We start from the raw sequence: 13,484 nt of genomic DNA on the forward strand, positions 1-13,484 counted from the left end.
AGTGACGCTACCTGCGGGCGGCGTCGATCGAGTCGACGACACCGTGTCGGGAGCATTTCGCCCACCATCCGTCAGGGCTGACCTGAACGATCATGCGGCGCCCGCACTGCTCGCAGAAGCGAGGCGGCTCTAGCCCCATCGACGCCGCAGTCGGCGTCGGATCGTCGACACCGTCGACGATCCGACGCCCGGTGAACGGGTTGTACCGCTCCTCGGTCACCGGAGTGCTCACAGAGTGTCGTTCAGTGCTTTGATCGGCATCTGCAGATCCACCAACAAATCCAGATCCTTCTCGGCGGGACGCCCGAGGGTGGTCAGGTAGTTGCCGACGATGACGGCGTTGATTCCGCCGAGGATGCCCTGCTTGGCACCCAGGTCGCCGAGGGTGATCTCGCGTCCACCCGCGAAGCGCAGGATCGTGCGGGGCAGCGCGAGACGGAATGCCGCCACGGACTTGAGCGCCTCGCTGGCGGGCAGCACATCCAGATCCCCGAAGGGGGTGCCGGGACGCGGGTTGAGGAAGTTGAGCGGGACCTCGTCCGGCTCGAGCTCAGCCAAGTTCGCGGCAAATTCTGCGCGCTGCTCCAATGATTCACCCATACCGAGGATTCCGCCGCAGCACACTTCCATGCCTGCTTCGCGAACCATCCGAAGCGTGTTCCACCGCTCTTCCCACGAGTGTGTGGTCACGACGTTCGGGAAATGCGACTTCGAGGTCTCCAAGTTGTGGTTGTACCGGTGCACACCCATGGCGGCCAGTTGGTCGACCTGTTCTTGGGTCAGCATGCCGAGCGAGCAGGCGATCTGGATGTCGACCTCATTGCGGATCGCCTCGATACCTGCGGCTACCTGAGCGAGCAACCGGGCGTCAGGTCCGCGGACGGCGGCCACGATGCAGAACTCGGTAGCGCCCGACTTCGCAGTCTGCTTGGCAGCTTCCACCAGGCTCGGGATGTCCAACCAGGCCGCGCGAACCGGCGACTGGAAGAGTCCGGACTGCGAGCAGAAATGGCAGTCCTCGGGGCAACCGCCCGTCTTGAGGCTGATGATGCCCTCGACCTCGACCTCCGGTCCACACCATTTCATACGCACATCGTGGGCGAGAGCCAGCAGGTCCTCGAGCCTGTCGTCGTCGAGTCGGAGTACGTCGAGCACCTGGCTTTCGGTCAGGCCAACTCCTCTTTCGAGAACTTGCTCGCGCGCCTGGTCGAGGATGTCGACCGTCGCAGGGGCCGTGCTAATCGGGGGCGGGGTCACAGACGTCTCCTTCGAAACCAGCAAAATTGAACACCGTACAAGTTGAACGGTGTTCACGTTAGAGACGTGGTGGAATACTGTCAAAGGCGGATCCGATCGACATCCGATCGCGAGCGGTCCACAGCGGGACGAAACGAGGGGAACAACAAGTGCAGTTGCGACGCGGCGACGTGCTGGACGGCGCCATGGCGATACTCGACGAGTTCGGACTTGCCGACCTCACGATGCGCAGGCTCGCAACGTCACTGGGTGTCCAACCCGGCGCCCTGTACTGGCACTTCCCGAACAAGCAGACCTTGCTCGGTGCGGTCGTCGACAAGATCCTCGAAGACCTCGACACTCCCGTAGACGCAGAGACATGGCAAGACGCGTATTCCGACCTGGCACACAGACTTCGGTCTGCCCTGCTGGCGCACCGCGACGGCGCCGAGTTGGTCAGTGCCACCTTCGCCTCGCGGATGACAAGCAGCAAGGTGCGCGAGCACTTCGTACACGCCGGCGAAGAATCCGGGCTATCACGCGAGCATGCCCAACTCGCGGCGTACGCCCTGCTGTACTACGTGCTCGGCCACACCGTCGACGAGCAGTCCCGAGCGCAGATGGAAGAAATGGGGGCACTTACCCGAGCACCCATTTCCCCCGACTCCCCCGAGGTGATCGGCGGCGGTTCCGACGAGGACCTCCTCGACGGCGATCCGACAGTGCGCTTCCAGTTCGGCCTGGACCTGTTCATCGACGGCATCCGCACTCGCCTGAATTCGACCACACATTCAACGCGCACCGAATCGGCTCTACGACACCCCTGACAGCCGCAGTAATGCAGTAGTGCCGGCCGCGGCAATCACCACTAGTACCAATGGCGCCTTGAACCAGGCGCAGATGCCTCCGGCCACCACACCGAGCATCCGCGCCGGCCCTGCAACGTCATGCCCGATGAAGATCGTCGATGTCGCAACCACTGCAAGCAGCAGCACCACGACAGCACGATCGAGGGTTTTCTCGGCAAAGCTCGAAAGCTTCACCCGAGCGCGGAGCAGAACGCCACTTGCCCGCAAAGCGTAAGAGCCGCAAGCGAACACGACAATACCGATCCAGACCGACGCGGTATTCATCGAACCTTCTCCCGGAACGGTATCGTCACTGCGATACTCAGCAGCGCTACGAGCGGCGCGGTACCGGGCGGCAGGAACGGCGACGTGGCCACCGCGACTGCTGCACCGATCAGGGCGGCAAGCAGCGTCACCTTTTCCTTCAGCGCAGGCAAGACAAGGGCCAGAATGACAGCCGGAAACGCGGCATCCAATCCCAACACGCCGGGGTCTCGGACGACGCTGCCGAGCAACCCGCCCAGCAGCGCTCCGATCGGCCACGACACCGCGATCCCGATTCCACAGAACCAAAAAGCCGCACGCTTACGCTCCACCGATCCCTGCGCCATGGCGACCGCGACGCTTTCGTCGTTGACCAGGTGCGCGCCGACCATACTGCGCCAGCCTGAATCTTTGTAGCGACCCCGGCCGAGAAATGATCCTGCGGACATCCCGTAGGCGAAGTTACGTGAGTTGATCAACAAGCCCGCCACAACAGCAGCGGTGGCACTGCCTCCGGCTGCGATGATTCCGATGAACAAGAACTCCGAAGACGCTCCCAGAACGAGTACAGCCAATGCCGAAAGCTGCCACAACGAGAATCCAGCCGATCCTGCCGTCACACCGTAGGACACACCGACGATGACCACGGAGAGACAGATCAGCACGCTCACCCGAACCGTGTCTCGATCAACTGTTCGCCATAAAGAACGCATGTATTCTATGTTGAACGAAGTGACACCGTTCGTCAAGTAGAACGACCGATCGGAGAATCGAACGATGCCCAGTAATGAAACGGATACAGCGGAGACTCCTCAGAAACTGGTCGCCGTCGCACTCAAACGCGAACGTGCCCGAGCAGGCTTGAGCCTCTCGGAGGTGGCGCGGCGCGCCGACATCGCCAAATCCACACTCTCCCAACTCGAATCCGGCCTCGGGAACCCGAGCCTCGAAACACTGTGGGCACTCGGCAACGCGTTGGGTGTGCCGTTCTCACAACTCGTCGACTCGCAGGCACAGACCGTTCAATTGATTCGAGCCGGAGAAGGTCCCGCAATTGCTTCGGCAAACGCGTCGTACATCGCGACGCTCTTGGCGCCGAGCCCACCGAACGCACGACGTGATCTGTATCGGATAGTCGCCGAACCGGGCGAGCCGCGTATTTCGACTCCGCATGCGCGCGGCACCACCGAACACGTTGTGATCGGCACCGGGCGAGCGGAGGTCGGGCCCACTGCAGATCCGATCGAGCTCGGCCCGGGCGACTATCTCGCTTATCCCGGTGACGAGGAGCATATCTTTCGGGCGCTCGAACCAGGGACGACGGCGACCATGGTGTCGGAACACATCTGAGCCGCGATGAGTTTCGCCGCTGCGGGAAGTCTGTATCTGGGAGGTGATGTGGCCAGAGCCTCGATTGCCGACGACAGTAACGACCGACAGCAGGAGGACCCATGTCCGGATCCAGCATCAGCAGCATTTTGCTCTCGAGCACCAACCCCGAACGCTTGCGCGACTGGTACGCCGAGGCGTTCGCCCCGAAGGTCGACCGGACTCCCGGTGACCCTGGCTACGACGTCCTCGACTTCAACGGTTTCTACGTAATGCTCGACAGACGCGACGACGTCGGTGAGACCAACCCCCAACCGGGTCGCATGTTCCTCAACGTCGAGACCGACGACGCCCGGTCGATCGCACAGCGCATCGACGCACTCGGCGGAAACTGGCACGCTCCGCTCGAAGTCCGCGGGGGCAGTTTGTTCGCCACCGCGATCGACCCCGACGGAAACTACGTTCAGATCATCGAGTTCAGCGAGGAAGCCAGGGCCGACATGGAATCCGGAATGACGGATTCCCAACCCACCTAGTCCGACACCAGCTAGGAACGGAGACAGTCATGCTTGCGGACACCAAAGCATTCAGCGGATTTTCGGTGACAGACATCGATGCTGCAAAGAAGTTCTACGGCGAAATACTCGGGCTGAAAGTGACCGATGAAGACATGGGGCTGATTCGGCTACATCTTGCCGGAGGAACCGAAATCCTCGTCTATCCCAAACCGAATCACGAAGCGGCGACGTACACGATTCTCAACTTCGTCGTCGACGACATCGACACAACCGTCGATCAACTGACCGCACGTGGCGTGGAGTTTCTGAAATACGACGGATTCCCCCCGGATGCGCGAGGCATCATGCGTGGCAACGGCCCCGACATCGCGTGGTTCACCGATCCAGCCGGCAATGTTCTGTCGGTAATCAAGGAGTCCTGACGCGCTTAACCGCTGAACAGCTGTGACTGCCGCTGTTCAGCGGTGTCGGTGTTGGAGCGTTCTGCTGCCGCAGTTTCACGCTCGGCCGCCAGTTGCTCGGCGCTTTTTGCGTCGACAACGGGCTCCGACGCGCTGAGGTCGGAAAACAAGCCATTGCTCGATTCGTTCACATGCCACCCTTTTGCCTGGTCATCGTTGCCGCGCGCAGATAAACCTGCGTTAGAGATCGGTCGATGGCTACTTGATTACTGCCGCCCGTACGGCGCCGACAAGGCGCCGATGACCCAGCAGTTCTTGACCCAGTGTTGCACGCCTGTGTTTTCCACGAGAAATTCGGTCCAGACGGGTTGTCATCGCCCGCACGGCGGAGCAATGTGAAAGATGAGCGCGGAGCAGGTCGGCAGCACTTTCGTCGGACACCTGGCCCCTCAATTCACCGCACAATTTTTGGAGGAATCATGTTGGGAATTGCTTTGGGCCTCGGCAGCGCTGCTGTCGGAATCGGCCTCGGACTACTGGGCGCGGGAGCGGGAATTCTGCTGAGCGACAAGACCGTCAAAACTGCGCGACGTGACCTCACCGCCTGACGAGGGCGAGCGCACTGACTATTTGGACACTCGGGTCAGCACTCGGATCAACGCGGCGATGCGCCACCCCGCGCAGTGGGTGCTCTCGCACGCCACACGTCGCCGCGGCGTGGACACAGACGCAGCCGTTCCCACCAGCGCCCAGGACGTGCTCGACCGGTTGACGGCTCTCCGAATCAGCACGTGGAGTTACGGTTTCGACCACAAGTCGATCCGTCATCTCGGACCGATGGCACAGGATTTTGCCGCAGTCTTCGGCCTGGGATCCAACACCCGTCGGATCTCGGCCGTCGATGCAAACGGCGTCTGCATGGCGAGCATCCAAGCATTGAACCGCAAAGTTCTCGCCCTCGAGACAAAGGTCAGCGCGCTCGAGAAGGACATGGGCAGACTGCACGAAGAACTAGGAGGCACGGGCACGGATCGAAATGCATTAAAGGTCAACAACAGTCACACACCCCCGCCGCTCGACGAGTCCGGTAGGTCCGCAGGTCTGTAGTTTGTTCGGTGTGACCGCCCCTGATTCAGACTCCGACTCGGAACCCAACGAGATTGCCGCGCTGTTCGACGTGACGTCCGACTCCGTCGGTGACGAACATGTCGAACAGGTACTTTCCGAATTCGGCCTCGGCGCAACGGAGATCACGCAGACCGCGGCCCGCATCCGGGCCAGTCGGTCGGAATTTCGCCGACTGCGCCGTCGCGAGAACGAATTGGCGGTCCTCTACTCGAGTGCGCGTGAACTCGCGCAAGTTCGCGACGTGGACACTCTGCTCCAGCGACTCGTCAACCGAGCACACGACATCATGGGCACCGACGTCACGTACCTCTCCGAGTTCGATGTGGTCACCAGAGATCTGAATGTTCGAAAGACAGCAGGCGCCGTCTCGCCGGAGCTACAGCATCTACAGGTTCCCGCCGGCGCGGGACTGGTCAGTGCGATTGCCGAATCTCGAGCAGCCCAATGGGTTCAGAACTACAGCGACTACACGCAGTCGCGTCACGACGAGGTGGTCGACGCCGCGATAGTCGCCGAAGGTCTGGTGGCGATTCTCGGCGTGCCGATGCTCTCGGACGGCCAGATCCTCGGAGTCCTGTTTGCCGCCGACCGCCGGGAACGACGATTTACTGCCGATCAGATAGCCCTGCTCTCGGCGCTGGCGGATCATGCCTCGGTGGTCCTGCAAACCGCGCGGGCGCTCGACCGCGCCGAGGAATCCGCCGCCGAGACCGGGCGAGCACTCGACGAACTGCGGGAGCACGTGTCCGCGCGCGACAAGTCGAACATCGTCCACCAGGATCTGATCCACGCCGTTCTCCGTGGCGGCGGATACGCCCAGGTTGCACGAACCCTCAGCAGCGCACTCGAGCGCGGCACCGTCGTGGTCGACAGTGAGCTACGCCCTCTGGTCAAATCCTCGGGCGAGCAGATCACGACGGTGCCGTTGTCTCTACCTCGCGCCGTGTCCGAGGCCATCGACCAGAGTCGCCGAAGCGGCCGATGCACGTTTGTCGCCGATGACGGTGAAACCGTGATCCAACTCGTCAGCGCCATCACCGCCGGCGAATCATTCCTCGGGGCCATCTTGCTGAATCGTTCGGACGCGCCGATCGGACCTGTCGAACTCAGGACCGTGGAACGGGCCGCTCAGGTTACTGCGATCCTCGTGTTGCAACACACGGCGGCGGCAGCAGCGGATCGGCGCGCACGTGACGAACTGGTCGCCGATCTGTTGAGCACTGCGCCCGAGCGCAGGCGCGATCTCGAACGTCGGACCCGCAACCTCGGCATCTCCCTCGGCGAACTCGATACCGTCCTCGTGGTGTCGGTTGCTCCGGAACTCCGCACCGCTGCGCTCCGCACAATCGGGCAGAGTTTGCCGGTCGGGGCTTTGGCGTCGCAGCACGCCGGATTGATCGCGGTGGTCTCGCGCTCGGGGAACCCGGCAGCCGCGGCAACCGTCGTTCACCGCCAGATCACCGGTTCGGTGGGACCTCACGCCGTGGTGATTGCGCCGGCAACGGCGGAGCGTCCCGAAGACCTCCCGGCGCGCTTCACCTCTGCCCTGCGTACTGCTCGCCTGCTCTCGGCGTTGGGCAAGACCGACGGCGCGGTCACGACGGCGTCGTATCTGCCGTACACCGTTCTGTTCGGCGAAAATCCGGAATCACTTCATCAGTTCATCGATGACGTGATCGGCCCGGTACTCGCCTACGACCGCGACAAGGACACCGATCTCACTGCGACCCTGCGCGCCCTCGTGCGCAACGAAGGAAGCCCGACCAAGGCTGCCCGCGCCCTCAACTATCACCCGAACACCGTCATTCAGCGTCTCGAGCGCATCCGCACGCTCCTCGGTCACTCGTGGCGTGAAGACGAGAACTTCTTTCGGGTGTCCATGGCGACGAGGCTCGACGAGCTTCGGCAAGTGGGCGCCGAAGAGGCCGAGGGCGAGACCGTCGACAGAGACGGTGGTGCATGACACTACAATTTCGACCGATCAATGTGCCCTGAGCACGTGGCCTGGCAAGCATCAACCTCCCTACTGTGAAGCGGAGCACAGAATCACTTCAGGAGGACCACCCCCCGTGTCAATCAACAGCCCGTCTATCAATAGCCGTATCGCCAATTTCCGGTCCTACGATGTCGCCGCACGGCGCGCCGAGATCGTCCGCCAGACGGACCTGACCGAAGCAGACATCGCGGTCTACGACGCTGCCGACGGTCTCACCATCGATCAGGCCGATCGCATGGTCGAGAACGTAGTCGGCGTCATCGGCATCCCGGTCGGCGTCGCCACCAACTTCACGATCAACGGCACGGACTACCTGATCCCTCTCGCCACCGAGGAGCCGTCGGTAGTCGCAGCCGCGAGTAACGCTGCCCGCATCGCACGCGGACTCGGCGGCTTTCACGTCTCGAGCACCCCGCCGATCATGCAGGCCCAGATACAACTCGTCGACGTCGTGGATCCGGCGGCCGCCCGAATCCGACTCCTCGAGGCTCGCGAGGAAATCATTGCACTCGCCAACGAGCAGGACCCGAAGCTGGTCAGCGTCGGCGGTGGCGTGAAGGACATTTCGGTTCGCATCGTCCCTTCGGGCAAGGCCACCTACGTGGTCCTCCATCTTCATGTCGACGTACGAGATGCCATGGGCGCCAACGCCGTCAACACGATGGCCGAGGCAATCGCGGATCGAGTCGCCGAGATCGGCGGCGGACACGTCGTCCTGCGCATTCTCACCAACAAGGCCGATCTGCGGCTGACGCGCGTTCGCGCCGTGTTCGACGCCGAATTGATCGGCGGCGCAGTGGTTGTGGACAACCTGATCCATGCCGCGCGCTTGGCGGAGCTGGATCCCTACCGCGCCGCGACGCACAACAAGGGCATCATGAACGGCATCAGCGCCGTAGTGCTGGCGACCGGAAATGACACGCGCGCAGTCGAAGCCGGATGCCACTCCCATGCAGTCAACGCCGACGGAATCTACTCCTCGCTCTCGCATTTCGAGAAGAATGCCGACGGAAACATCGTCGGCACCCTCGAGCTGCCCATGCCGGTCGGCCTCGTCGGCGGGGCCACCAAAGTGCACCCCGTAGCGCAGGCCGCAATCAAGATGCTCGGCGTCGAGAGCGCCGAGGAACTCGCCGGCATCATCCTGGCAGTCGGTCTGGCGCAGAACCTGGCCGCTGTCCGCGTTCTGGCCAGTGAAGGTGTCCAACGCGGACACATGGGACTGCACGCCCGCAACATCGCTGCCACCGCCGGAGCGCAGAGGAGCGAGATCGACGCCGTGGTCGCACGCCTGATCGCGGACAAGAGCATTCGCGTCGAACATGCCGAGAAGGTTCTCGCCGAGATCCGCGGCGGAAACTGACGACAATGACCGAAACAGTTGCAGGATCACCAGTGTGGAAGCCGGCGCCTCATCGAGTGCCGGCGCCGGGACTACCGACCTCGGTCCGGATCTACGAAGTCGGGCCACGCGACGGACTTCAAGCAGAGACGGCGGTGATCCCGACCGAGACGAAAGCCCAGTTCATCGAACGCCTCGTCGCGGCCGGTTCCCGCACAGTCGAATTGACGAGCTTCGTCTCACCTCGATGGATCCCGCAACTCGCGGACGCGGAAGAATTGATGGATCGGCTGCACCTGCCGGACTCGGTACGTACGGTCGTTCTTGTCCCGAACCGTAGGGGTCTCGAGCGGGCCGTTGCCGCCGGAGCGCGCGAAGTTGCAGTGTTCGTCAGCGCTACAGAGGAATTCGCGAAACGAAACCTCAACTCGACGGTGGACGGCGCTATAGCCGCGGCCACCGAGGTCACTGCCGCCGCAAGAGCTCTGGGACTTCCCGTCCGCGGCTACATCTCGATGTGCTTCGGCGACCCTTGGGAAGGCACTGTGCCCGTCGAACGTGTCGCCGACATCGCGAAGACCCTGGTCGACAGCGGTGTCACGTCACTCTCACTCGGCGACACCATCGGCGTCGGCACACCTGGCCATGTGCTCGCCTTACTCGACGCCCTCCGAGAACGTGGCATCCCTACATCGCAGATCGCCATGCACTTTCACGACACCTACGGCCAGGCGCTGTCGAACGTCTATGCGTCATTGACCGCTGGAGTATCCGAATTCGACAGTTCCGCAGGTGGTCTCGGACGGTGCCCGTACGCCAAGGGCGCGACCGGGAATCTCGCCACCGAGGACCTGGTGTGGATGCTCCACGGCCTCGGGATCGACACCGGCATCGACCTGGATTCCCTTACCGACACAAGTAGTTGGATGGCCGAACAGATCGGACACTCGAGTCCGTCCCGAGTCGTCACCGCCCTCCGCGCAGCACGTACCTGACACTCGCACGCAAGCCCCTCCCTGTACGACCCCCTGCCATGCATGACACTGGAGAAGACTGATGTCACCACCGCAGTCGGCAACGACGCCGACCACCACAACCGCGCCGACCGATCAGCAGACATACCTCGAAGTCTGGGGCGACACTGTCAACGGTCGACACCTCGCGATCTCCGTCGCAGTCGGCAGTGTCGTGGGCGCCTCGGCTCTGCTTGCGGCCCAGTCGCTGTTCGAACGGGTCGTCAGCGAACCGTCGTTGGCCCAGGCGTACAGCCTGCTGGTCGGGATCGCGGCCTGCCTGCTCGCCGGCGTCGTCTGCGGAATCTTCATCAAGCCGAAGCGGATAGTCGCCTTGGCCGCCGCCGACGCGGAGTCGATCGACGGTGTCATCACGACGATGAGTGAGCAGCGTCAGGGTCTGGGCACTCTCGCCGACATTCCGGAGCAGAGTCGACAGGAACTTCGCGAACTCGGTCTGTACGACCACTTCGCCGCTGCCGAGGCCGAGCACGCACAGGCCTCGAAGACATCGCCCTCGAACCCGCCGAAGGACGGTGGGCGCGCATGAGTTCGGTTCTGACCAACGAAATTCTCATCGCCGTTCTCTTCGGCATCATCGGTGCTGTCGCGTTCACGTTCATCGGATTGATCTCCGGCACGGACGAGACCGCCACCATCGCACCGCTGACTCTGCTCGTGATTCTGCTCGGCGCTCCCCCGGCGGCAGTCTTCACGTTCTTCCTCTCCGGTGCGATCGCCAAACACATGACGCATGCGGTGCCGACGATGCTGCTGGGCATTCCCGGCGACACGATGGCGATTCCGCTCTTGCCGGAAGCGCAGATGATGCGCTCACTCGGCATCCCGCACATCGCACTCCGCAAGGCGATCTCGGGAGCAGTGATCTCGGCGTTCGTCGCCGTGCCGGTTGCCGTTCTGTTCGCGACCATCCTCGCGCCGTTCGCCGACACCGTTCAGTCGATCGCACCGTGGCTGTTCCTGGTCGCCGCCATCGGCATCGCCTATGCCTCACCAGGCCGTTGGGCCGGGGTGGTCGCCCTCGTTCCGTTTGTCATCTTGATCCTCGGTGCCCGCGCGTTGACGTCGAATTACGATGTGTCGCTGAACATCAGCTACTTCCTGGCCATTGCGGTCGGGCCGCTGATCGCCGACCTCGCGCTGACCCTGGGGCCGTCGAGCCGCAAGGACATGGAACGCAGCGAACCCAAGACCGTCGCACTGGCCCCGGACATCAAAGGATGGAAGGGATACTTCCCCAATCCTCTGAAGGTCCTCGATCGCAAGCAGATCGGTTACACCGCAGCCGCTTCCACGGTGTCGAGCGCAACGTTCGTTTTCAGCCCCGTCGCCATGACAGTTCTGATGGGTGAGCTGGTAGGTGCGCGGATCAAGAACGGATATCACCGACTGACCACCATGGTCTCGGCAAAGAACGGTACGACGGAATCCACCTACATCGCGGAAACCCTCATCCCTCTCGTGGCCTTCGGCCTTCCGCTCAGCCCGCTGGCAGCAGGTCCCGCGGCCCCTCTGTTCAACGCTCCGCCGGTCTTCGAGACCAATCAGGAAACCGGAGTGATCAACAATCTCTCCACGTACCTGACGCAGTGGGAGTTCCTGCTCTACGGACTGCTCGCAGTGGTCACGGCAACGGTCATCGCGTACCCGTTTGCCATGAACTACGCGTACCGCGCTGCGTCAGCGGTGGTCAAGCACATCAGTCACGAAGCTGTGATCGCGGTGTTCACGGGACTGGTTGTGGTCATCAGCATCTGGGAGGGCGGCATCCTCGGGCTTCTGATCACCGTGACGGTCGGCCTGGTCGGTGGCCTTCTCGGGCGCCTGTTCAAGATTCACGGCGGTGTTCTGTTCATGGGTTACTACGTGGCGCTGTTCAGCGTTCCTGCCCTGATCAATCTGTTCTGATTCGCTGGATTCCACCAACACGTGCGGACCCGCAAGAATGTGGGTCCGCACGTGTTTTCTCAGCTACCGACCGTGAGAGCCACGGTTCGATTCCGGTCCAGCTTCTTCGCTCGGTACAACGCCTCGTCAGCGCAATCGACCAATTGCGTCAGGTCTGCGTCGCCGTGGGGTGAACATGCGACGCCGATGCTGACCGTCGGCCCGAGTTCACCCAATACCGCCGACGAATTCTCCGCTTGTGCGCGTCGAATCATCTCGGCCGTTTCGGTCGCACCCTCGAGATCGACGCCGGCCATCAGTACGACGAACTCCTCACCGCCCAACCGGGCGAAGAGATGCTTGTCATCGAGGTTCCGCCGCACCTGATCGGCAAAACTCACCAACGCGGTATCGCCGGCGCGATGGCCGAGGTTGTCGTTCACCATCTTGAAGTGATCCAGATCCATCATCAGGACGCTCACCGGGCGACCAGAGTGGCGACGCGGATCGGGCGCACCCGTCACGCTGCCGCCTCGCCGCAAGAACTCGTCCCGGCGCAACGCACCGGTGAGATCGTCGTGGGTGACGGCCTGTGTGAGTGCCTCGAGCGCGCGGCGGCGCTCGAGGATCACACACGCCACCGCGATCGGCGCTACCGCCAGCAACGACAATCCGATCTGGACGGACGCACTGACGGGCGAGACGCCTTCGCTGGACAATCCGAGATGCCCGTCGGCCGTCAGTACCAACGTCCAGGCAGTTGATGCGGCGGTGAGCACCGACGTGACAAAGACATTGGTGAGCAAAGCGGCAGTCACCAGCGCCGGCATGGCAAACGCGATCGCTCCGGCGCCGCCGATCACCCACTCCAAGATGATGCAGATGGCCAGCAGCGCTGTCGGAACAACTGATCGACGCAGAAGTGTGGCAACAGCTTTCGGGTCTCGATCCACCCACCGAAGCGAAGGGAAACTCAGCACCAACGGGACGATGGTCATGTAGTTGACGAACTCACTCGAGAACCAGAGCAACCAGCCGTCCCACCACTGCCCGCCGAACAGCACGCGGTTCGCGATTCCGCCCACGAGCGCCGCCATCGACGCGGCCACGACAGTCATCGACACGAGATAGCCGACGGACTGAATACTGGTCAGTCGACGATCGTCGCCGCCCACCCAGCGGAAGGCGTAAAAGCCACTCGCAACACCGACGATGTTGGCCGCGTTGAGCCACACCGTGGACTCCCACGCCCCGCCCGTGATGAGGTCGGCTCCAACGTAGCCGGCTGCAGCGCAGATCCAGGTGAGCGGTGTGGCCGAGCGCGGCGATCGAAAGAGAATCCCGAGAAGCAGCGCATTGGCCGGCCAGAAGACAGCAAGCGTGCCCGGTAGGCGGCTCAGAATTCCGACCAGGCACGAGGCGAAGACGACTACGCCGATAAGCAGTGCGCGACGTACGGCCGATGACGACAACGACTTTTCGACCGTGCTCACCACCTACA

17 protein-coding genes are annotated in these 13,484 nt (G+C 62.7%); 11 read left to right on the plus strand and 6 right to left on the minus strand.

The features are described 5' to 3' along the window. Positions 1-7 precede the first annotated feature (7 nt). Together ABX74_RS26255 and bioB are read right to left on the minus strand one after the other, a co-directional pair. On the minus strand, positions 8-232 hold the full coding sequence (locus ABX74_RS26255) for a hypothetical protein (RefSeq protein WP_019748812.1): 225 nt from the start codon (positions 230-232) through the stop codon (positions 8-10). Next, the gene (gene bioB, locus ABX74_RS26260; protein ID WP_024487821.1) at positions 229-1,242 is read right to left on the minus strand and encodes a biotin synthase BioB; all 1,014 of its coding nucleotides are present in this window, start codon (positions 1,240-1,242) and stop codon (positions 229-231) included. The genes ABX74_RS26255 and bioB overlap by 4 nt, the downstream gene beginning before the upstream one ends. Before the next feature lie 164 nt (positions 1,243-1,406). Here bioB and ABX74_RS26265 point away from each other — a divergent pair, with 164 nt between their 5' ends. After that, a complete protein-coding gene (locus ABX74_RS26265; RefSeq protein WP_047890051.1) occupies positions 1,407-2,063 on the plus strand; it encodes a TetR/AcrR family transcriptional regulator C-terminal domain-containing protein in 657 nt (218 codons plus the stop codon). Here the strand turns inward: ABX74_RS26265 and ABX74_RS26270 are convergent. Together ABX74_RS26270 and ABX74_RS26275 are read right to left on the minus strand one after the other, a co-directional pair. Continuing rightward, positions 2,049-2,369, minus strand: coding sequence for an AzlD domain-containing protein (locus tag ABX74_RS26270; protein ID WP_047890052.1), 321 nt, complete (start codon positions 2,367-2,369; stop codon positions 2,049-2,051). The two genes, ABX74_RS26265 and ABX74_RS26270, sit on opposite strands and share 15 nt — an antisense overlap. After that, positions 2,366-3,061 (minus strand): AzlC family ABC transporter permease, encoded by a 696-nt coding sequence (locus tag ABX74_RS26275; RefSeq protein WP_047890083.1) that lies wholly within the window; start codon positions 3,059-3,061, stop codon positions 2,366-2,368. The genes ABX74_RS26270 and ABX74_RS26275 overlap by 4 nt, the downstream gene beginning before the upstream one ends. A gap of 64 nt (positions 3,062-3,125) precedes the next feature. On the opposite strand from ABX74_RS26275, the gene ABX74_RS26280 reads away from it, so the two are divergent. From ABX74_RS26280 to ABX74_RS26290, 3 genes are all read left to right on the plus strand, one after another. Next, positions 3,126-3,698 carry a helix-turn-helix domain-containing protein gene (locus ABX74_RS26280; protein WP_047890053.1) on the plus strand — a complete coding sequence of 191 codons (573 nt, stop codon included), beginning with the start codon at positions 3,126-3,128 and terminating at the stop codon, positions 3,696-3,698. A 101-nt stretch (positions 3,699-3,799) separates the two neighbouring features. Then, positions 3,800-4,213 (plus strand): VOC family protein, encoded by a 414-nt coding sequence (locus tag ABX74_RS26285; protein WP_019748817.1) that lies wholly within the window; start codon positions 3,800-3,802, stop codon positions 4,211-4,213. A gap of 29 nt (positions 4,214-4,242) precedes the next feature. Beyond that, entirely contained in the window at positions 4,243-4,617 is a 375-nt protein-coding gene (locus ABX74_RS26290; RefSeq protein ID WP_047890054.1) for a VOC family protein, read from the plus strand. Between the two features lie 5 nt (positions 4,618-4,622). On the opposite strand, the gene ABX74_RS30500 is transcribed toward ABX74_RS26290, so the two are convergent. Further along, positions 4,623-4,787, minus strand: a complete 165-nt coding sequence (locus tag ABX74_RS30500) for a hypothetical protein (RefSeq protein WP_019748819.1) — start codon at positions 4,785-4,787, stop codon at positions 4,623-4,625. 288 nt (positions 4,788-5,075) lie between these two features. Between ABX74_RS30500 and ABX74_RS30795 the strand changes: the two genes are divergently transcribed. The 7 genes from ABX74_RS30795 (at position 5,076) to ABX74_RS26325 (ending at position 12,004) form a co-directional block, all read left to right on the plus strand. Continuing rightward, positions 5,076-5,204, plus strand: coding sequence for a hypothetical protein (locus ABX74_RS30795; RefSeq protein ID WP_021333694.1), 129 nt, complete (start codon positions 5,076-5,078; stop codon positions 5,202-5,204). Continuing rightward, on the plus strand, positions 5,188-5,703 hold the full coding sequence (locus ABX74_RS26300) for a tail fiber domain-containing protein (protein WP_144419599.1): 516 nt from the start codon (positions 5,188-5,190) through the stop codon (positions 5,701-5,703). The genes ABX74_RS30795 and ABX74_RS26300 overlap by 17 nt, the downstream gene beginning before the upstream one ends. A gap of 10 nt (positions 5,704-5,713) precedes the next feature. Beyond that, entirely contained in the window at positions 5,714-7,687 is a 1,974-nt protein-coding gene (locus tag ABX74_RS26305) for a helix-turn-helix domain-containing protein (protein WP_047890085.1), read from the plus strand. A 106-nt stretch (positions 7,688-7,793) separates the two neighbouring features. Next, positions 7,794-9,083: a hydroxymethylglutaryl-CoA reductase, degradative gene (locus tag ABX74_RS26310; RefSeq protein ID WP_019748823.1), complete on the plus strand. Its 1,290-nt coding sequence runs from the start codon at positions 7,794-7,796 to the stop codon at positions 9,081-9,083. Positions 9,084-9,088: 5 nt separating this feature from the next. Then, positions 9,089-10,057 (plus strand): hydroxymethylglutaryl-CoA lyase, encoded by a 969-nt coding sequence (locus tag ABX74_RS26315; protein ID WP_078377482.1) that lies wholly within the window; start codon positions 9,089-9,091, stop codon positions 10,055-10,057. A 61-nt stretch (positions 10,058-10,118) separates the two neighbouring features. Continuing rightward, positions 10,119-10,625: a hypothetical protein gene (locus tag ABX74_RS26320; RefSeq protein ID WP_019748825.1), complete on the plus strand. Its 507-nt coding sequence runs from the start codon at positions 10,119-10,121 to the stop codon at positions 10,623-10,625. Beyond that, positions 10,622-12,004, plus strand: a complete 1,383-nt coding sequence (locus ABX74_RS26325; protein ID WP_003941745.1) for a tripartite tricarboxylate transporter permease — start codon at positions 10,622-10,624, stop codon at positions 12,002-12,004. The genes ABX74_RS26320 and ABX74_RS26325 overlap by 4 nt, the downstream gene beginning before the upstream one ends. Before the next feature lie 59 nt (positions 12,005-12,063). Here the strand turns inward: ABX74_RS26325 and ABX74_RS26330 are convergent, their stop codons facing one another. Next, a complete protein-coding gene (locus tag ABX74_RS26330) occupies positions 12,064-13,476 on the minus strand; it encodes a GGDEF domain-containing protein (RefSeq protein ID WP_223258018.1) in 1,413 nt (470 codons plus the stop codon). Positions 13,477-13,484 lie beyond the last annotated feature (8 nt).

The organism is Rhodococcus sp. ARP2 (genome assembly GCF_001029585.1).
In the GTDB taxonomy this organism is placed as follows: domain Bacteria; phylum Actinomycetota; class Actinomycetes; order Mycobacteriales; family Mycobacteriaceae; genus Rhodococcus_F; species Rhodococcus_F erythropolis.